This window comes from Hathewaya massiliensis (assembly GCF_902143515.1).
In the GTDB taxonomy this organism is placed as follows: Bacteria; Bacillota; Clostridia; order Clostridiales; family Clostridiaceae; genus Hathewaya; species Hathewaya massiliensis.
The window spans coordinates 522697-543572 of sequence record NZ_CABFVD010000001.1 but is presented as its reverse complement, the minus strand read 5'-3'; the positions used below and the strand labels follow the sequence as shown (position 1 = coordinate 543572).

At 28.8% G+C, this 20876-nt stretch carries 17 protein-coding genes, 2 pseudogenes and 1 other annotated feature; of the genes and pseudogenes, 16 read left to right on the top strand and 3 right to left on the bottom strand.

Going from position 1 to position 20876, the window contains the following annotated elements:
* Positions 1-79: 79 nt before the first annotated feature.
* Together nrdD and nrdG are read left to right on the top strand one after the other, a co-directional pair.
* Positions 80-1555: pseudogene (nrdD, locus tag FNZ64_RS02560) on the top strand (anaerobic ribonucleoside-triphosphate reductase); the annotation flags it as partial.
* A gap of 12 nt (positions 1556-1567) precedes the next feature.
* Complete coding sequence (gene nrdG, locus FNZ64_RS02555) at positions 1568-2083, top strand: anaerobic ribonucleoside-triphosphate reductase activating protein (protein WP_142413303.1); 516 nt, start codon at positions 1568-1570, stop codon at positions 2081-2083.
* Between the two features lie 125 nt (positions 2084-2208).
* Here the strand turns inward: nrdG and FNZ64_RS02550 are convergent, their stop codons facing one another.
* On the bottom strand, positions 2209-2904 hold the full coding sequence (locus FNZ64_RS02550; protein WP_142413302.1) for a beta/alpha barrel domain-containing protein: 696 nt from the start codon (positions 2902-2904) through the stop codon (positions 2209-2211).
* A gap of 49 nt (positions 2905-2953) precedes the next feature.
* Positions 2954-3595, bottom strand: coding sequence for an MBL fold metallo-hydrolase (locus tag FNZ64_RS02545; protein WP_142413301.1), 642 nt, complete (start codon positions 3593-3595; stop codon positions 2954-2956).
* A gap of 316 nt (positions 3596-3911) precedes the next feature.
* Positions 3912-4134 (top strand) — a binding site (T-box leader).
* Positions 4135-4195: 61 nt separating this feature from the next.
* On the opposite strand from FNZ64_RS02545, the gene ileS reads away from it, so the two are divergent.
* The 5 genes from ileS (at position 4196) to FNZ64_RS02520 (ending at position 10980) form a co-directional block, all read left to right on the top strand.
* A complete protein-coding gene (gene ileS, locus FNZ64_RS02540) occupies positions 4196-7309 on the top strand; it encodes an isoleucine--tRNA ligase (protein WP_142413300.1) in 3114 nt (1037 codons plus the stop codon).
* Positions 7310-7525: 216 nt separating this feature from the next.
* Positions 7526-8740 carry a phosphopentomutase gene (locus FNZ64_RS02535; RefSeq protein WP_142413299.1) on the top strand — a complete coding sequence of 405 codons (1215 nt, stop codon included), beginning with the start codon at positions 7526-7528 and terminating at the stop codon, positions 8738-8740.
* A 160-nt stretch (positions 8741-8900) separates the two neighbouring features.
* The gene (locus FNZ64_RS02530; protein ID WP_142413298.1) at positions 8901-9302 is read left to right on the top strand and encodes a hypothetical protein; all 402 of its coding nucleotides are present in this window, start codon (positions 8901-8903) and stop codon (positions 9300-9302) included.
* Positions 9303-9442: 140 nt separating this feature from the next.
* A complete protein-coding gene (locus FNZ64_RS02525; RefSeq protein WP_142413297.1) occupies positions 9443-10324 on the top strand; it encodes a DMT family transporter in 882 nt (293 codons plus the stop codon).
* Positions 10325-10383: 59 nt separating this feature from the next.
* On the top strand, positions 10384-10980 hold the full coding sequence (locus FNZ64_RS02520) for a superoxide dismutase (protein ID WP_142413296.1): 597 nt from the start codon (positions 10384-10386) through the stop codon (positions 10978-10980).
* A gap of 61 nt (positions 10981-11041) precedes the next feature.
* Here FNZ64_RS02520 and FNZ64_RS02515 read toward each other — a convergent pair whose 3' ends face one another.
* Positions 11042-11242 (bottom strand): hypothetical protein, encoded by a 201-nt coding sequence (locus FNZ64_RS02515; protein WP_142413295.1) that lies wholly within the window; start codon positions 11240-11242, stop codon positions 11042-11044.
* A 308-nt stretch (positions 11243-11550) separates the two neighbouring features.
* Between FNZ64_RS02515 and FNZ64_RS02510 the strand changes: the two genes are divergently transcribed.
* The 9 genes and pseudogenes from FNZ64_RS02510 to FNZ64_RS02475 all read left to right on the top strand — a co-directional run bounded on the left by FNZ64_RS02510 (position 11551) and on the right by FNZ64_RS02475 (position 20868).
* On the top strand, positions 11551-12459 hold the full coding sequence (locus FNZ64_RS02510; protein ID WP_142413294.1) for an ABC transporter ATP-binding protein: 909 nt from the start codon (positions 11551-11553) through the stop codon (positions 12457-12459).
* Positions 12459-13691, top strand: coding sequence for an ABC transporter permease subunit (locus FNZ64_RS02505; RefSeq protein ID WP_142413293.1), 1233 nt, complete (start codon positions 12459-12461; stop codon positions 13689-13691). The genes FNZ64_RS02510 and FNZ64_RS02505 overlap by 1 nt, the downstream gene beginning before the upstream one ends.
* A 151-nt stretch (positions 13692-13842) precedes the next feature.
* A pseudogene (locus tag FNZ64_RS02500) lies at positions 13843-14100 on the top strand (sugar phosphate nucleotidyltransferase); the annotation flags it as partial.
* 375 nt (positions 14101-14475) lie between these two features.
* Positions 14476-14664 (top strand): hypothetical protein, encoded by a 189-nt coding sequence (locus FNZ64_RS02495; protein ID WP_142413292.1) that lies wholly within the window; start codon positions 14476-14478, stop codon positions 14662-14664.
* Between the two features lie 162 nt (positions 14665-14826).
* On the top strand, positions 14827-15288 hold the full coding sequence (locus tag FNZ64_RS02490; protein ID WP_142413291.1) for a hypothetical protein: 462 nt from the start codon (positions 14827-14829) through the stop codon (positions 15286-15288).
* 67 nt (positions 15289-15355) lie between these two features.
* Positions 15356-16581 (top strand): IS3 family transposase gene (locus tag FNZ64_RS02485; RefSeq protein ID WP_142413290.1). Its coding sequence is split into 2 segments (ribosomal slippage): positions 15356-15647 and positions 15647-16581, totalling 1227 coding nucleotides; the frame shifts between segments, so codons are not numbered across the junction.
* A 229-nt stretch (positions 16582-16810) separates the two neighbouring features.
* The gene (locus FNZ64_RS02480; RefSeq protein ID WP_185903654.1) at positions 16811-17374 is read left to right on the top strand and encodes a uracil-DNA glycosylase family protein; all 564 of its coding nucleotides are present in this window, start codon (positions 16811-16813) and stop codon (positions 17372-17374) included.
* Between the two features lie 223 nt (positions 17375-17597).
* Positions 17598-18014: a phospholipase D-like domain-containing protein gene (locus tag FNZ64_RS15075; protein WP_341472619.1), complete on the top strand. Its 417-nt coding sequence runs from the start codon at positions 17598-17600 to the stop codon at positions 18012-18014.
* Positions 18015-18024: 10 nt separating this feature from the next.
* Positions 18025-20868, top strand: a complete 2844-nt coding sequence (locus FNZ64_RS02475) for a helicase-related protein (RefSeq protein WP_341472618.1) — start codon at positions 18025-18027, stop codon at positions 20866-20868.
* Positions 20869-20876: the final 8 nt, after the last annotated feature.

The window sequence follows — 20876 nt, the reverse complement described above, 5'->3', positions numbered from 1 at the left end:
CGTATGATATGAAAGTATCACGTACGGTGTGGACCAGGGGAAAAGGTAGAGATAATTTCAAAGCCTTACCTATTGGTATCAATCTCATCCAGATTTTGATAATGACATGGCTGCATTTATTGAGCCTACTAGAAAAGAAATTAAAGAAGAACTTATGGAGTATGGCTTAGAAGAAGATAAATTAGAAGAGATTATGGAAAATAAGCTAAGGAAAACCGTAAGTCAGGCAATGCAGGGGATTGTTTACAATTTAAACACTATGCATTCTCGTGCTGGTTCACAAGTACCTTTTAGCTCTATTAATTTAGGAATACCTAATTCTAAGGATGCAGCTTTAGTTTGTGAGTTATTCTTATTAGAGTATGAAAAGGGACTTGGTAAGGGAGAGCAACCAATATTTCCTAATATAATTTTTAGGGTAAAATCAGGAGTTAATAGGGATAAAAATGATCCTTACTATTATTTATATGAACTTGCTTGTAGAGTTGCAAGTAAGAGAATGAACCCTACATTTATGAACTTAGATGCAGATTTTAACAAAAAATATTATGAAATGGGAATAATACCTTCAACTATGGGGTGTAGAACTTATATCTGTTCTAATGTAAATGGAGAGCCTGGAACTAAGGGAAGGGGAAATATTGCTCCTACTACAATTAATTTACCTAGGCTTGGATTAATGGCAAAAGGAAATAAGGATAAGTTTTTTGAACTTTTACATGGAAGGTTAGAGTCAGCAAAAGAGTCATTAATGCATAGATATGAGATTTTGAAGAAATTAAAAGTTAAAGACCTTCCTTTTGTAGCTGGTCAAGGGCTTATGAAAGGATCAGAAGGACTCTGTGGAAATGATTCCATAGAACCTATATTAAAACAAGGTAGTTTTGCCATTGGATTTATAGGACTTGCGGAAACTTTAGTAGCTTTAACTGGCAAGCATCATGGTGAGGATAAAGAGTCTAGGAGACTAGGAGTAGAAATAATATCATACATAAGAAATTATACGGATAAAATTACAGAAGAGACTAAATTAAACTGGAGTACTTATGCAACTCCTGCAGAAGGATTAAGTGGAAAGTTTATTCTTCAGGATAAAAGTGTATTTGGGGATGTTAAGGGTGTTACGGATAAAAATTATTATACTAATAGTTATCATGTTCCTGTTGGATATCCGATTTCTATTAAAGATAAAATTGATATAGAAGCACCTTATCATAACTTATGTAATGGTGGACATATTACTTATTTAGAGGTAGATGATTGTCCAAATGAAGAGATTATAATGTCTATTTTAAATTATGCGTATACTGAAACTAATATCAGCTATATAGGTATTAATTTTCATATAAGATATTGTAGAGATTGTGGAACATACTTGCAAAGTGGTGAAGAGTCATGCCCAGTTTGTAAGGGAAGGGATATTCAAGGTATCTCAAGGGTTACAGGTTATTTAAGTCTTGATGAAAGGTTTGGACCTGGTAAGTATAGTGAAAGAGAAGATAGAATTACACATATGAGTAATAAAAAAGGATACACAGACTATATAAGTGGGTAGGTGTAAGTAAATATGATTGAAGAAAAACAAATAAGACTCTCAGGCATAATATTTGAAAGCTTAGTTAATGGGCCGGGTATTAGGAGGGTATTTTTTTCTCAAGGGTGCATACATAATTGCAAGGGGTGTTTTAATCCTCATACTCATAATTTTGAAGGGGGAGAAGAGTTTAAAATCTCTCTATTAGTTGAGGAAGTTAAGAAAAATCCAATGCTTAGCGGAGTAACTTTTAGTGGTGGAGATCCTTTTGAACAAGCAGAAAGCTTTTATTATTTAGCTAAAGAAATTAAAAAATTAGAACTTAATATTTGGTGTTATACTGGATACACTTTTGAATACATTTCAAATAACATGTATAAGAGAAAGTTTTGGAGAGAACTTTTAAGTAATGTAGATGTTATAATAGATGGAAAGTTCATTAAAGAAGAAAAGGATGAAACTTTAAAGTATAGGGGTTCTAAAAATCAAAGAATTATAGATGTAAAAAATAGTTTAGAACAAGGGCAAGTTATAGAATTAAAATATTAAATAAAATAAAACCATGTATAAATAGGTGAAAAATAAAATGTACTTAAAAAAGAGTATATTTTATAAAATCATTTTTTATCCATGGTTTTATTCATGTTTAACTAATATATAGTTTATAAAGGTTTCTATTTTTCTTCGTCACCGTCATGGTTATGTTCATAATTTTGTCTATAACTTAACATTATTTCATTTAATATTTCTCCTGGAGGTGCTGGAGTATAAGTTATAGCATTAGCACCTGCTGCTATGGTTTCTCTTATCGTATCTTCTGTAGGACCGCCAGTTGCTATTATAGGGAAATCAGGGAATTTTTCTCTTATGCTTCTAACTATATGTGCTGTTCTTTTTGCACCAGAAACATTTAATATAGTGGCACCAGCATTTATTCTAGCTTCAATGTCTTCAAATTCAGAAACTACTGTAACTATAATTGGAATATCTATAGTTTCTCTCATTTGAGTTATAACTTCATTTGGAGTAGGGTTATTTACAACAACACCTAATGCTCCTTTAAATTCAGCATCAAGGGCTAAGTTTACAACTCTTTTTCCAGTAGTAATTCCTCCACCTACACCACAAAAAATTGGCACATCTGTAGCCAATAGTAAAGAGGCTGTAATTATAGGCTGAGGAGTAAAAGGATATACTGCTATTATGGCATCCGCATTGGTGTTTTTAATTAAGGCAACATCTGTAGTAAATAAAAATGATTTTAGTCTTTTACCAAATATAACAATTCCACTAGCATCTCTTATAGCATTAGGCACTTCTATCATATGATTTCTTAAAGTGCCTTTAATAATTGGAACATTTTTTCGCATAGTGCTTCACTCCTTTATATAAATTTTTTCATAGCATAGTAAATGTGAATTAGTAGTCCAAAATAAGTAATTTGTTTTTTGTTTCGGTTAAAGTATAATTATTTTCTATGTTAAAGGTTGTAGTATTAATTTTATCACTTTCTTCAAACTTAATCAAAAAGTTTTCAAGTCCTAATAATTCAAAGTTTAGATTAGGAGTTTTATAGTGCATTGGAATTACAATATTACTTTTGATTTTTTCACATAGGGCATAGGCTTCAATATTATCAATAGTATAATTACCACCTATAGGAATTAGTAATATATTTATAGTACCAAGAGAGGATATCTCTTCATCTGTAAGCATATGACCTAAATCTCCTAAGTGACATATAACTAATCCATCTATTTCAAATCTAAATATTATATTTTCCCCACGTTTTGCCCCATAAAACTTATCATGATAAGTCCTAAAACCTTTTATTTTGATATTTTTAATATTAAATTCACCTATGCTATCTATAACCATATAATCACCTTTTAAATATTTAAGGCAATTATGATCAAAATGATGATGGCTTATACTTACTATGTCTGCATCCCCTTTATACACATTATAACCTATGGTATTATCAAAGGGGTCCATAAGAATTTTAGTACCATTTTTAGAGGTTATTAAAAAGCTAGAATGGCCAAGCCATTTGATTTGCAAAATATCACTTCCTTTAAATCGTGGTTTCTATATTTTATTAATATAATTTGTCTTTATTACATTTAGTATACAAGGAAATGGTTAAAAATCCTTTGAATAAGTAAGTACGAAAAGTAAATTTTTTTTAAATCTTTAAAAAAGGAAACTTTTACTTCGCTATTTTACGTAGGAGTAAGTTCCGCTAGCTAAATCAAAGATTATAGCGTCACTTAAACTATAAATTTAATTAAAGGTATTGACTATAGATAATAAACTATGTATATTATATTTATACTTAAAGATAAAATATTTTTATATTTAAATTTAGAAGATTAAAATAAAGGCTTTGATTAGGAAGAGTAGTTAACATGGAAACTTTAAGAGAGTGGGATTTGGTGGGAGCCCATAGTGGAAGGTTAATGAAAATCACCTAGGAGCCGAGAGCTGAAAATTAAGTAAGCTTTTACGTAATTCTGCGTTAAAGAATAGGGTATAATATGTACCTGAAATCATTGAACTACCATAGGTGGTATAACGAAGAATTTTACTTCGTCCTATTAAGGGCGAAGTTTTTTTATTTTAGGAATGGATATAATAGAAAAAAAGAAGGGAGAAAATACTATGTATAAAAAAATTGATAATTCAAAGGGCTTTGTACAAAGAGAAAAAGAAGTAGCTGAACTTTGGAACAATAAAGATATAATTAAAAAAAGTTTTGAGTTAAATGAAGATGGAGAGTATTTTACATTTTTCGATGGTCCACCAACTGCCAATGGAAAACCTCATATAGGGCATATTTTAACAAGGGTTATGAAAGACTTAATGCCAAGATATAAGGTTATGAAGGGCTATAAAGTTATAAGAAAAGCAGGATGGGATACTCACGGACTTCCAGTTGAACTAGAAGTTGAAAAAATGCTAGGTATTTCAGGAAAAGAACAAATTGAAGAATATGGTGTTGAAAAGTTTGTTAAAGAATGTAAGGATAGTGTATTTAAATATACAAGTCTTTGGAAAGATATGTCTGAAAAAATAGCTTACTGGGTAGACATGGATAATCCATACATAACTTATGATGATAATTATATAGAATCTGTATGGTGGGCATTAAAACAGATGTGGGATAAAAATCTATTATTTAAAGGACATAAGATAATGCCTTATTGCCCAAGATGTGGTACTGCACTATCTTCCCATGAAGTTGCTCAAGGATATAAAGATGTAAAAGAATCTACTGCTTTTGTAAAGTTTAAAGTTAAAAATGAAGAAAATAAATATTTCCTAGCTTGGACAACAACTCCTTGGACATTACCAAGTAACGTAGCATTAACTATAAATAGAAAATATGACTATGTGGAAGTAGAACAAAACGGAGAAGTATATATACTAGCTAAAGAATTAGCTTCTAAGGTTTTAGTAGAAGAATATACTGTTTTAAAAGAATTCAAGGGTGAAGAAATTTTAGGTATGGAGTATGAGCAATTATTTAAATTCGAAACTCCAGAGGAAAAAGCCTTTTATATAATTCATGGAGACTTTGTAACTTTAACTGATGGTACTGGTATAGTTCATACAGCACCAGCTTATGGTGAAGACGATAGCTTTGTATGTAAGAAGCATGGACTTCCATTAATAAACTTAGTAGATAGAAGTGGATGTTTTGTAGATTCTGTAGAACCTTGGAAAGGGTTATTTGTTAAAAAAGCAGATCCTAAGATAATAGACTACATGAATGAAAATAATATGTTATATAAATCAGAAAAGTTTACACATTCATATCCACACTGCTGGAGATGTGATACTCCACTTTTATATTATCCAAAGGATAGCTGGTTTGTTAAAACTACAGCAGTAAAAGAAAATTTAATTAAAAATAATCAGAGTATAAATTGGTTACCAGACAATATTAAACAAGGAAGAATGGGTAAATTCTTAGAAAATAATATTGACTGGGGTATTAGTAGAGATAGATATTGGGGTACTCCTCTTCCAATTTGGGAATGTGAATGCGGACATAGAGAATGTATCGGTAGCAGAGAAGAATTAAATAAAAAGGGTATAGAAGTTAAAGAAGGTTTAGAACTTCATAAGCCATATATAGATGAAGTGCATTTAAATTGTTCAGAATGTGGAAAAGAGATGAAGAGAACTAAGGAAGTTATAGACTGTTGGTTTGATTCAGGATCAATGCCTTTTGCTCAACATCATTATCCATTTGAAAACAAGGAATTATTTGAAAAGAACTTCCCAGCACAATTTATTTCAGAAGCAGTGGATCAGACAAGAGGATGGTTCTACACACTACTTGCAATTTCAACTACTTTATTTGAAAAGGCACCTTTTGAGAACTGTATAGTTTTAGGCCACGTTTTAGATAAAAAAGGTATTAAAATGTCTAAGCATAAGGGAAATGTAGTGGATCCTTTTGAAGTTTTAGAAAGTCAAGGGGCAGATGCTACAAGATGGCATTTCTATACAGCTAGTGCACCATGGCTTCCAACTAGATTCTCAGAAGAAGATGTGGCTGAGGCTCAAAGAAAATTCTTAAGTACTTTATGGAATGTATATTCTTTCTATGTGCTATATGCGGATATAGATAAATTTAATCCATTAGAATATAAAGACTTTAAGTCTGAAAATGTTATGGATAAGTGGATAATTTCAAAATTAAATTCTTTAATTAAGACTGTAGAAGAAGAACTAGATAACTATAGAATAACAACAGCAGCCTTAGCTCTTGAAGAATTTGTAGATGAATTATCTAACTGGTATGTAAGAAGAAATAGAGCGAGATTCTGGTCAGAAGATTTAACAGGGGATAAGATAGGTGCATATGTAACACTATACAATGTATTAGTTACATTTAGCAAAATAGCTTCTCCATTTATACCATTTATGACAGAGGAAATTTATCAAAACCTTGTAAGAGGACTTGATAAAAATGCAAAAGAGAGTATTCATTTATGCTCTTGGCCAGTAGCATGTGATTCCTCAATTGATAAAGAATTAGAAGAAGAAATGTCAGTGGCATATAAGGTTGTTAAATTAGGTAGAGCAGCTAGAAATGGAGCAAATATTAAAAATAGGCAACCACTTTCAAAAATGCTCCTATCTACAAAGTCTATACCTGAATATTATGGCGATATAATTAAAGATGAATTAAATATTAAAGATATAAGTTTTGGTGCAGATGTTTCTCAATACGTTAATTTTGAAATAAAACCTAACCTTCCAGTAATGGGAAGAACTTATGGAAAATTAATTCCTCAAATAAGAAAAGCTATAGCTGCACAAGATCAGATGAAATTAGCTCAAAGCATAAATAATGGTGAAGGTGTAACTATAAATGTAGAAGGAAATGAAATAGAACTTAACAAAGAGAACCTATTAGTTACAATGCAAGGCTTAGAAGGATATGCCTTTGCAGGAGAAGGGGAACTAGGAGTTCTATTAGATACAACCATAACTGATGAATTAAGAGAAGAAGGGCATGTAAGAGAAATATTAAGTAAAGTTCAAAACATGAGAAAAGACAGTGGGTTTGAAGTTTCAGATAAAATTAACTTATATGTAGATGGAAATGAAACCTTAGAATCAGTTGTAAAAAAACATGAAGATACTATAAAGAAAGAAACTCTATCAGTAGAAGTTTTATACAATGAAAATAGAGAGTACACTGAAGTTAAGATAAATGGAGAAGACTTTAAAATCTCTGTTGAGAAAGTGCTTAACTAAATAATAATTTATTAAAAATAAGAGAACACTTAAAATATATAAAAGTGTTCTCTTTCTATTTTAGCTTATATCTGATATTATAAAATAAATTTAAAAATTCGCTTTGCTCAAACATTAAATAAAAATGTTCATATAAAAGTCGCTTCATAATGTCTAACAAAGCCTAAAAGTTAATAATACAAAAGATAAGATATATAAAGTAAAGAAGGTGATTTTATGAAAAGAGTTATTTTGCTTATAATTGATAGTTTAGGTATAGGAGCTATGAGTGATATAGAAGAAGAGAGAAAACAGGATATTGGAAGCAATACATTAAAGCATATTTTAGAAAGTGAAAAAAATTTAAAAATACCTAACTTATTAAAATTAGGCTTAATGAATGCTTTAGGAGAAGAGGTTGGAGAGTATAAAAGTTCTAAAAATACCACATACGGAAAAGCTAAGTTAAAACATTATGGTGCGGATTCTTTTTATGGACACTATGAAATAGCAGGAGCTAAAGTGGAAAATCCAATTATACGACCTATAAGTTTTTATATTGATCATATAAAGAGTAGATTAAAGAGTTTAGAATATAGAGTTGAAGAAAAAATAATAGAGAATAAAATGTACTTAATAGTAAATGAGGGAATTATGATTTGTGATAATATAGAGGCGGAGTATGGTCAGGTATATACAGTTATAGGAAGTAGTTTTCATACTAGCTATGAAGAAGTAAAAAAAGTTGCTCTGGAAGTCAGACATATGGTTGAAGTATCACGAGTAGTAGCTGTGATTTGTGATATACCCATAGAAGAGTTAAAAGCTTCTATAGAGGTTAGAGAGAAAGATTACATAGGCATAAATGCACCTAAGTGTGATGTGTATAATAGAGGATATAGGGTAGAGCATTTAGGCTATGGAATTAGTAATAAAGGACATTGTGTAGATAAACTTACTATGAAAGGTATACCTGTAGTTCTAATTGGAAAAGTTTCAGATATAATATATGGAGAGGTATATAAAAGAATACACGGGGTTGAAACTGATACTATATCAAAGGATATCATAGGGGAAATAAAGAACTTAAGTGAGGGGCTTATATTTGCTAATATACAGGGCACAGATTTAGCAGGGCATCTTCAAAATACATATTTATATGGCAAAGAGTTAGAAAAAGTAGATATGTTACTTGAAGAAATTTTAAGTGAAATAACAGAAGAGGATTTACTTATTGTTATGGCGGATCATGGAAATGATCCTGTTATAGGACATAGTAAACATACAAGGGAAGAGATACCTATTCTTTTATATAATAGCAAGCTTAATGGAATGAAATTTATAGGGGAAAGGAATACCTTGGGAGATGTAGGAGCCACTATAACAGATATTTTTAATTGTGAAAAAACCGAAGAAGGAGAGAGTTTTTCACTCTTATTAAAGAACTTTTAGTTTGATTTGCATATTTTTGTAAACCTAATATTAAAATTTTTATATAAATTTTAATATTAGGTTATAAATAGTTTAAATATGTGATAAAATTTAATAAAGCTTTTAAACATTTAATAAGTAAAACTTATGAGTAATTACTAATATAAAGAGGTGTGAAATAGTGATTCTAGACGAGAGAGAGTTAATTAATTTATTTTGGAAAAGTGATGATGGAGTCAATTTCAAAATAGGTGAACTTTGTAGAAGAAGTGGGAAATATTATTTTAAATATGAAGTAGAAAGTACAAAAAAAGCTATGGAAAAAGGTTTTGAATTAATGGACTCTTTTCCAAGGTTGGATGCTGAATATTTTAGAGAAGAACTTTTTAGAGTTTTTGCCGATAGAATTCCAAATAAAAGTAGAAAAGAATATAATGATAATGTAGATGAGAATGATGAATTTGTGACATTAAAGGAGACTAAAGGAGTAATATCTAAGGACTCTTTCTATTTTGAAGAGGTTAAATGTGAAGAGGAAAATGTTAACAAAGAACAAGAAATAGATGAGAAAAATAAAAAGTAATAAAAAAGTCAGGTTAAGCTAACCTGATTTTTTTATTACTTTTAAATCTTTTATCTTTATAATTTATATATATATAATTATAAAAATCTGATAAAATTAGAGCATATGATTTAAGTATATAGTATTTAGGGGGAGTTTTTATGCAAAACAAAAATAAAGGCATAATTTTTATGCTTATGTCGGCATTTCTCTATGCCTTAATGAACGTATTTGTAAAGTGGGGTAATGATATACCTTTATTTGAAAGGATGTTTTTTACTAATGTAGTTACATTTATTATTGCATTTTTATTTGCCAAGAAAAATGGGGTTAGTTTTTTAGGGGAGAAGGAAAATCAAAAATATTTATTTGCAAGATCCGTTATAGGTCTTGGTGCTATGATAACTAATTTTTATGCTATTAGTAAGCTTATGATAGCAGACTCTTCAATGTTAAATAAATTGTCACCTTTTTTTGTTACTTTATTTGCCTGTATTTTTTTAAAGGAAAAGCTAAACAAACTACAAGTACCAGCTTTAATTATAGTTTTTATTGGGGCACTATTAGTAATTAAACCTAAGTTTAGCATGGAAATGATACCAGCTCTATCAGGGTTTTTATCTGCAGTTTTATCAGGGATTGCTTATACATTTTTAAGTGTTTTAGGAAACAAAGAAGATTCTTCAACTATTGTGGTTCACTTTGCTTTAATATCTATGCTTGGAACTTTACCAGGAATGTTTTTTCAGTTTAAAGTACCGGATATGAAGATGATCTTTATTTTAATATGTATAGGACTTTGTTATGGATTTGCTCAAGTAACTATGACCTTAGCCTACAAATATGCACCGGCTGCTGAAGTATCTATATATAATTATGTAAATATTATATTTGCTACTTTATTAGGCTTTGTTATTTTTAAAGAGATACCTGATATATACAGTCTTTTAGGAGGATGTATTATAATAGGAGCAGCAGCTACTTTATATATATACGGCAAAAAATCCCTTAATAAAAATCAATGTCAAGAGGAAAGGGTATAAAGGCACATGGTAGAAGCCATAATAATATTGTAATTAAAATTAGTGAGAGGAGATTTATTATGGCACATACTTTACCAGATTTACCTTATGCATATAATGCCTTAGAACCTTATTATGACGAAGAGACTTTAAGGATTCATCATGATGCTCATCATAAGTCTTATGTAGATGGACTTAATAATGCAGAGAAAAAATTAGAAGAGGCTAGAACTAGTGGTGACTATACTCTAATTAAACATTGGGAGAAGGAACTTGCATTTCATGGCTCAGGTCATATTCTTCATACTTTATTTTGGGAGAACATGTGCCCAAATAAGAATGATCCTAGTGGACAAATAAAACAACAAATCGAAAAAGATTTTGGCAGCTTTGAAAACTTTAAAAAAGAGTTTTCAGCAGCAGCTATTGCTGTAGAAGGATCAGGTTGGGCTATATTATGTTGGAATCCTTGTTTTAACAAGTTAGTTATTCTTCAATGTGAAAAACATCAAAATTTAACCCAATGGGGAGTAGCTCCACTTCTAGTAATGGATCTTTGGGAGCATGCTTATTATTTAAAATACAAAAACAAAAGAGCTGATTTTGTAAATGCTTTTTATAACATTATAAACTGGAATATGGTTAATGTTAGATTCACTAAAGCTACAAGTTCATAAGTTAATAAAAGGCTATAGTCTCAGAGAAATATTAAAAAAACTCCTCATTAGAGGAGTTTTTTTAATAAAAATGGTTAGGATCATTAGTATAAAGAGTCGATTGAGGATAAAGGGAAAAACCATAAAATTCATTTTGAAGTTTTTCAGATTTTATTTTATCTTTATTTAACTCTTTATCTCTATTTAATATATATTCTTCTAAAGATTCCCCTTCACTTACATTTTTATAAAATGGCACATCATTGTTGTTATCCTTATACATATAAATCCTCCTTTTATAAAGTTATTTATTTCGATTATTGGATTTCAATCACATATAATCTTTTTGTAAAATTATTTAATCTTAATAAACTTTAAATATACCCAAATATATTAAGGGTTTATACAATTATATATAAATATTTTTGTGCATCTTTCCTGCTAGTACAATTATTATTCTCAAAAAAGTCTAAAAAAATTCATACAATCCATAAGATATTAATAAAAAATACTTACAATATTCTTAAAGTGATTTTACTTTAATACCAAATATAGTATAATTATTTTAAATATAGTAAGGAGGATTTTCCGATGAATGTATTAGAAGTTAAGGATCTTAAAAAACGTCTTGGAAAGAGTGAAATTATAAAGGGGATAAGTTTTGAGGTTAAAGAAGGAGAGATTTTTGGATTTTTAGGACCTAATGGTGCAGGAAAAACTACTACCATAAGGATGCTTGTAGGGCTTATTCATAGCAATGGTGGAAGCATAAAGATTATGGGACATGATTTAGAGAAAGATAGAGAGGAAGCTCTTTCTAATGTGGGGGCTGTAGTAGAGAATCCAGAATTATATACATATTTATCTGGTAGAGAAAATTTGATGCAAATTGCTAGAGTAAGGGGAGTTTCAAAAGAAGAAATTGATGAACTAATAGAACTTGTGGGATTAAAAGATAAAATTAATATGAAAGTAAAGAAATATTCTTTAGGTATGAAACAAAGACTAGGTCTTGCAGCAGCTTTAATTTCAGATCCTAAGTTGCTTATATTAGACGAGCCTACCAATGGTTTAGATCCTAATGGAATTTTAGACTTTAGGGAAATAGTAAGAAAAGCATCCAAAGAAAGAGGAATTTCCGTATTTATATCTTCTCATATTTTAAGTGAGGTTCAACAGTTATGTGATACTGTAGCCTTTATAAATAATGGTGTTATACAATCCGTAGAAAAAAATGGACAAGAAGATGAAGAGGAAAGTGTAGTAGTAATATTAGATCCAGTTAATAAGAAGAAATGTTTAGAAGAATTACAAGGTATGGAAGAGATATTATACTTTAAGGAACTTGAGAAGACACTAGAAATAAGAATTTATAAAAAACACTCTCCTTTAATTATAAAAAGATTAGTAGAAAGAAATGTAGAACTAATGGAGTTTTATATAAAACATAAGGGCTTAGAACAAAGGTATATGGAATTGGTTAAAGGAGGAAAAAAATAATGGTTGTTTTAATTAAAAATGAGTTTATTAAACTATTTAAAAGGGCAAAGACCCTAGTAGTTTTTTTAGGTTTTTTAGCACTACTTGGCTTTATGGTATTTGCCAGTTATAAAAATGAAAAGTTCGTTTTAGAAAGTGAAAAACCAGAAAATAGAATATTATCTATGCAAGAAAGTTTAAAATACCTAGAAGAAGATAAGGAAAGATTAAAGAAAGATTTAAAGGATAAACCAGAAGAACTAGAACTAAATTTAAAAAGAATAGATGAGGATATTAAGGAAAATAAAGGAAGTATAGAAGAATTAAAGAAGGAAATAAAAGAAAAGGACAAAAAGATTGATTGGCGAGTTAAATTAAAGGCAGATTTAAAAAATACAGAGGCAAATTATAACCTTCAAAAGAATGAAAATAATCCTGACTCTGAGTATTTAAGAATGGAAATTGCTAAGGCAAAATATCTTTTAGAAAATGATATAGAACCAGTAGGAGAGTATGTGTTAAATGGATTTAACTTTTTAGTAGGTGTTTTAAGTAATATTGGGTTAAGTTTCTTAGCCTTAGGAGTTGTGGTATTTGCTGCGGATATGGTATCAGGAGAATATACTCCACCTACATTAAAATTTTTACTTATTCAGCCAGTAGCAAGAGGAAAGGTGCTTTTAGCTAAGTATATATCTTTAGTAGTCTCAGCAATAACTTTAATAACAAGTGGAGAACTTCTATTTTTTATAGGTATAAGTATATTTAGAGGTTCTGGAAATTTTAACTATCCAGTGATTCAAGGAATGAAATTTATGTATGATAAGGCCAGAGTAAATCCTGATGGTACTTTTAATATTATAAATGTTCCTAATTCAGCTTCTCTTATGCCTATGTGGAAGTTTGTACTTATTGCAATTTTAATTCAAGCCCTATATATTATGGTTGCTTGCACATTAGCATTTTTAATTTCAACCATTGTAAAGAGCAGTATGATATCTATGGCGATTTCTGTAATTTCAATTATTATGTTACAAATACTTAATGCAATAATGGGACAGTCTAGGGGAATAAGTAAATTACTTTTTATAACTTATGGAGACCCAATATCTTTATTAGAAGGTAACATTGCTAGAAGTATGAGAAATCTTAGCATAAATCTTAAGAGTGGTATAATAGTAATGCTCTCTTGGATTATAATATGTTATGCCATTTCATATTTTAATTTTAAAAAGAAAGATATATTAATATAATAATAAAAGGACATAGTGGGTTTTTACTTTCATTTTGAAAAATGGTAGTATTAGAATGTATAAATTTCTCTATATGTAGAAAGACTTTCACCTTTGCTAAGATATATACATAGTATAAATGTATATCAATTGGCAGAGGTGTTTTTTGGTTATGCTTTATGCTCTTATTTTGGCAGGAGGGAAAGGCACTAGGCTTTATCCTTTATCTAGAGATAATAATCCAAAGCAATTTTTAAATATAATAAATGGGAAAAGCTTTTTAAGAAATACTGTAGATAGAATTTTACCTATGGTTCCCAAAGAAAATATCTATGTTGTAACTAACCAAAAATATTATGAGCAGGTTTGTATAGATATACCAGAAATAAATAAAGAAAATATAATGTTGGAACCTACGAATAAAGACACCCCGTTGTAGAGGATATAGGTCATTTTTAATGATTAATTGTTAATGCTGAATACGATAATCAATGTACGAATATCAATACTCAATGAAAGATAAAACTCAAGAGGAGCTTCTATAAAAATTAAAATGCAGCTTTCACTTCTTGATATCTTAACTCAAGCTACTCACATAATTCATTAATACTTGCATATCTTGTTGTAGTAAAACTATATTCCAAGCTGTTTCTTTTGTAATTATCTTTATGTATTATTTTTAATTAAGACCAATAGGATAAATAAGTTTTAACAAACTATTTTACACAAAAGAAGAGTAAGGGAGCCATCTAGCTATTTTGTATTTGTATAAACATTTCTATAACGTTTTGTGGTAAAATATTTTATGGAAAGAATAATGGAGCAATTTAAAAATTTTAATTTAGATAGCATTAGGATAAATAAATATAGATTTGTTACCGCTTATTCACTAAATGTTAGAGTAAGTAATTCTGATACTTCAAGAATAGTATATAAATCAAAATTTGGACAGGTGCTAAAAATCATAAATAAAATAGAAATTGGACATCTATAGAATATAGTATGATGAAAAAATTTGCATTAAAGGATGGGGGTTTACACGTTATTTATGTGAATTTAGATAATATTTAAGTTTAAACATGAAGTAATTAGAAATTAGGAGGATACTTTTTAGGGGTAAAAACTTATAGAGAAATGTTAAATAGGGGGGGGAAGTATGGACAAATTAGCATATATTTTAGATTGGATATTACGAATAATAGGAATTTTATCGTTATTTATAGGTATAGCAAAGGTGATTTGTGCCATATTTAAAACAGAACATATTTATGATGATATAACCATAATTGCAAATCCTACTGAATCACAAATTGATAAGTATCATAGTATAGTTGAATTTTGTGACGAAAAATGTGGTGGAGAGTACACATTAATAGCTCCAGTAAAGCAAGAATTAAAGAATCTTAAGATTTATGAACTTAAAATCACCAAAAGAGATAAATTAAAAAAGTCCAAGGTTGTCTATAGGCTAAAAAAACTAGAACCAAATACAGCATTGTTAATAAATATTTATTGTAACTGTGGTATTCCAAGTAGGATGATACAATGGCAAGTAACTGATAAATCTATTGCTAAATATTATTTTGGTGAGAATGGGTTTAATGGTAATAGCTCTTAAGCCCCTAAATGATATTGGACAATATCTGTTATGTAAAATATAATAATATTGTCAGGAGTGATTATACATGAAAAAGAAGAATTATACAGAAGAGTTTAAATCCCAAATCATTAAGGAAGTTAATAATGTAAAAGATATTGGTATAGTTGCACGTAAGCATGGAATTGCAAGATCAACGGTCAATGGATGGATAAAAAAACAAGGTTTATCATCAACTTTAATTGAGGGAAAAGAAATAACTAAAGAACTTAAAGAAAAAGAGCAAGAAAATGATCATTTAAAGAAACTGTTAGGTGAGAAAGATCTTGAAATTTCAATACTTAGAGACTTATTAAAAAAAGTAAACCCTCAATTAAAGATAAAGTAGAAATTTGTGAAAAATATATATCACAAGGATATTGTGCATTATTAGTACTTAAGATTATAAAATTAGGCAAATCAACTTATTACTATAATATTGCCAATAAAGATAAGATAAAAAAGAAACCTGTAGGTAAACCTGCTCCTGGATATTCATTTAATCTTAGTGGTGATAAAGTTTGTGATGAACAAATAAAAGAATGGATAATAGAATCAATAAATGGAGATGCAGAGTTTTATGGATATAGAAAGATAAAAGAACACCTCAAGCGTGAATATAAGCTTGTATTGAACCATAAGAAAGCATATAGATTATGCAAAGAGTTAGATTTACTAAGGCCTCAGAGAAAAGTTAAAGATAAAGTTAAGAAGAGTATTGCTATAAATAGAAAAGTAAACTCTTCAAACAATGTTTGGGAGCTAGATATTAAATACGGCTATATAAAAGGAGAAGATAGATTTTTCTTCTTACTAAATGTAATTGATGTATTTGACAGAACATTAATTGACTATCATATGGGATTAAGTTGTGATGCTAAAGATACCGCAGCTACCCTTAGGCGCTGTCTTATTAAAAGAAATTTATTTCAAAAGGATATTGAATTACCTGTAGTAAGAACTGATAATGGTCCACAGTTTATTAGTAATACCTTCAAAGAGACTTGTGAAATTTTGGGTATCCATCATGAGAGAATACCTGTTAGAACACCAAATAAGAATGCCCATATTGAATCTTTTCACAGAATATTAGAGGATGAGTGTTTTAGTGTTAATGAATTTAATGATTATAAAGAAGCATTTATAAGTGTAGATGAATTTATGAAAAGATATAATAACCGTAGAATTCATTCAAGCTTAGGATATAAGACTCCAAGTGAATTTTATAACCTTTATTCTGGAGAAACTCTAGAATGGATGACAGTTAAGTTATAGTGTATAAAAATACATAGTAAATGAATTAAGCCTATAACTTATGATGGCATGAAAATTGAAGTAATAGCGAGAATTTAATAGAGTTTGTCCAAAATAAAGGGGTTAATCCGATAGAAGCATGCTTGTAATTGGATATAACAAAAGTCTATTCGCTAATATTATAAATATTTTTAAATAGTCGAGTAACTTCGTTACAGTGTTTGAACTGAATATGGAGAAGGAGGTTTATATGGAGATTATGCAGGGTAACTTATCTATTGATAAGTATTTAAAATATAATTTAGACATCCTATTCGTTGCTTTAAACCCACCAAAACAATCTAATTCTAATGGTCATTATTTTTCTGGTAAACAGTCAACATTTTTTAAATTGCTTTATGAAAGTGGGTTAGTTACCGTAGAAGTAGACAAACTTAATGCAGATGAGCAAGTATTTGGTGGAACAGAATTTAATTATAAAAATAAGCAGTTTGGGATTATTGATGTAGTTGCAGAAAGGGTAGAGACTAGTAGCAAAAAGGTGAAAGTTTCAGAAGAACATATAAAAAGTTTAATAGGAAAAATTATTGAGTATAAGCCCAAAACAGTGTGCATTATACATAGTAAAATTAAAAATAAGTTTAATAGAGTAAATGACTTTAGGAAGCTTGAAGATATTAATGATTATGGCAATTATGGTAAACTATTAAAGGAATGTAATTCAGTATTTTTTATGCAGTATTTTCCTAATGGAAATAGTATATCAAAAGAAATGAAACTGAAAATCTTTGGTGAGATTAGAGAATCACTATAGAATATACTTTAATAAGGAAAAGCTTTATGACGAGCAAATAAGCAGATTTTAATAAATTCATAAAATCTTAAAAGATTTTGCAGTGAATATGATTTTTAGCAACTAGACTGTGAGAAAAAAATTATAAAAGGAAAATTAACCATTAAATAACACAATATTTTAAAATACCAATTAAAATGATAAGATAGTCATATAACCTAGTTACTATTTAAGGGGAATTGTTATGGAGATAATAAATAATCAGAATAAATTGTTAGGTGATGACATTAAAAAAGAGCTTGAAAATGGAAGTAAACTTAAGATAATAGCATCATGTTTTTCTATTTATGCATTTGATGCGCTTAAAGAGGAGCTAAAAAATGTTAAGGAACTCGAATTTATTTTTTCTTCCCCAACTTTTATTGAAGATAAAATAGCAGATAAAATAAAAAAAGAAAGTAGGGAATTTTACATACCACATGAAATAAGGGAAAACACTTTATATGGTACACCATTTGAAATAAAGCTTAGAAATAAATTAACACAAAAGGCTATAGCTAAAGAATGTGCTAACTGGATTAAAGGGAAAGTCAAATTTAAATCTAATATTTCAAGTGGCTCTATGCCTAATTTTATTTCTATTACTGGAGAAAAAAAATAATGTTACATATATGCCAGTTGAAAGTTTTACAACTGGTGAATTAGGCTATGAAAAAGATAATTCTCTTTTTAAAGCAATAACAAAAATTAATGATGATTCCACAACAACAATATTTTTAAAACAATTTGAGGATATGTGGAATGATAATAAGAAATTTGAAGATGTAACTGAGAAGATTGTTGAGTACATTTCTAGTGCATATAAAGAAAACTCACCAGAATATATTTATTTTATTATTTTATATAATATTTTTAATGAATTTTTACAAGATCTATCAGAAGATTATATGCCTAATGATTTAACAGGATTTAAGGATACTATAATTTGGGATAAACTATATAACTACCAAAAAGATGCATCTATAGGAATTATAAATAAGTTGGAAAAATACAACGGTTGTATATTAGCAGATAGTGTAGGTCTTGGGAAAACATTTACAGCCTTGTCAGTAATGAAATACTATGACTTAAAGAATAAATCTATACTAGTTTTATGTCCTAAAAAATTATCAGATAACTGGAATAGGTATATAGGAAATAAAAAGACTAATATTTTTTACAAAGATAAAATTAGATTTGATGTTTTGTATCATACAGATTTAGGGAGAAAGTCCGGTACAAGCAATGGACAAAAATTAGAAGAAATATATTGGGAAAACTATGATCTTGTAGTTATAGATGAAAGTCATAATTTTAGAAATAACGATCCATATAAAGATAAGGAAACAAGATATCAATTTTTAATAAATAAAGTAATGAAACCAGGTGTAAAAACTAAGGTATTAATGTTAAGCGCTACCCCTGTAAATAATAAGTTTAAAGATTTGAAAAATCAATTAGCTTTAGCATATGGTGATAATCTTGAAGAATTTGAAAGTAAGTTAGATACAGATCAATCTATAAGGCAGATATTTTTAAAAGCTCAGAGAGTATTTGATGAGTGGATTAAAGTACCTTCAGAAGATAGAAAAGCCAAAGACTTACTTGAGAATTTAGATATGGATTTTTCTATATTATTAGATAGTGTGACAATTGCTAGAAGTAGAAAACATATTGTTAAATACTATGATATAAAGGATATAGGAAGCTTTCCTAAAAGGTTAAAAACTCAATCTTACTATTGTGATTTAACTAAAAACCACAATGTTGTTGGTTATGATGATATATACAGTAAAATTAGTAGTATGACCTTAGCAGTTTATGCTCCAATGAGTTATATATTTGCAAGTAAGATTGATAAATATAATGAAATGTATGATACAAAGATTGAAGGAAAAGGTGCTTTAAAGCAATCTAGCCGTGAAAAGTCATTGCAAAGACTTATGACTATTATGATGCTTAAAAGGTTAGAAAGTTCTGTAGAAGCTTTTAGAATAACATTAAGTAAGATATTGGGTATTAATTTTAATACATTAGAAGATATAAAGCAATACAAAAGTGGTAATAAAAGTTTAGTTAAAAATCTTGTTGATAATTTATCCCAAAATGAAATTGATGAATTATATGAAGAGAATATGCAGTTTACAAATGACACAACAAAAGGGAAAGTAAAAATAGCTTTAAAAGATATGGATTTAATCAGCTGGGAAAGGGATATTACAGGGGATATTAACATACTTAAGTACTTAATAAGTGAAATAAAAAAAATAACTGATAATAATGATGCAAAATTAAAACAATTAGTTGAGATTATAGATAATAAAATTAATAATCCTTTCAATGAAGGAAATAATAAAGTATTAATTTTTTCAGCATTTGCAGATACAACCACATATCTTTATAACTATTTAAGCAGTTATTTAAAAAATAAATATAATATTGAAACCGCTAAAGTTGAGGGTGGTTCTGGAGGAAATAAGTCAACCATAACAGGCTTAAGTGATATGGATAAGATATTAACGTTTTTTTCACCTATAAGCAAAGAAAAACAATTAATTTATCCAAATGAAAGTGGGGAGTTAACAGTATTAATTGCTACTGATTGTATTTCAGAAGGACAAAACCTTCAGGATTGTGATATATGTATAAATTATGATATACATTGGAATCCAGTAAGGATAGTTCAAAGGTTTGGACGTATTGATCGTATAGGAAGCAAAAATCAATATATTCAATTAGTAAATTTTTGGCCTAATATATCATTAGATGAGTACATTAATTTAAATGACAGGGTAATGGGTCGTATGACAATAGTTGACGCTACTAGCACAGCCGATGATAACCCAATTTCAGAAGAACAATTAAATGCTGATTACAGGAAAGTTCAGCTTAAAAAGCTACAAGATGGGGAACTTCAAGACTTAGAAGATGTTGATGGAAGCATAAGTATTACAGATTTAGGACTTAATGATTTTAGGATGGACATGGTTGAGTATATTAAAGCTATTGGAGAACCTAAACATGCACCAAATGGTATGCATGCAGTAGTAAAATTAAATGAAGAACTTGGAATTGAAAAAGGTGTAATTTATGTGCTAAAAAACACCACTAACGAAGTAAATATTAAAAAGCAAAATATACTGCATCCATATTACCTTGTATATGTAGAAGATGATGGGAAAATAAAATTTAATCATTTGGAAATAAAAAATATATTGGATATTTTAAGAGCAACTTGTAAAAATAAAAATGAACCTTTGAAAGATATTTGTAAAATATTCAATAAAGAAACTAAAGATGGATACAAAATGGGCAAGTATGGTGAGCTTCTTCATAGTGCAATTGAAAGCATAGTAAGTGTAAAAGAAGAAAAAGATTTGAAGAATCTCTTTAAAGTAGGAAGTCAAGTTTTATTTCAAGAAAAGATAAAAGGTTTAGATGACTTTGAACTTATAGCTTTTGTGGTTATAAGGTAGGTGATGGT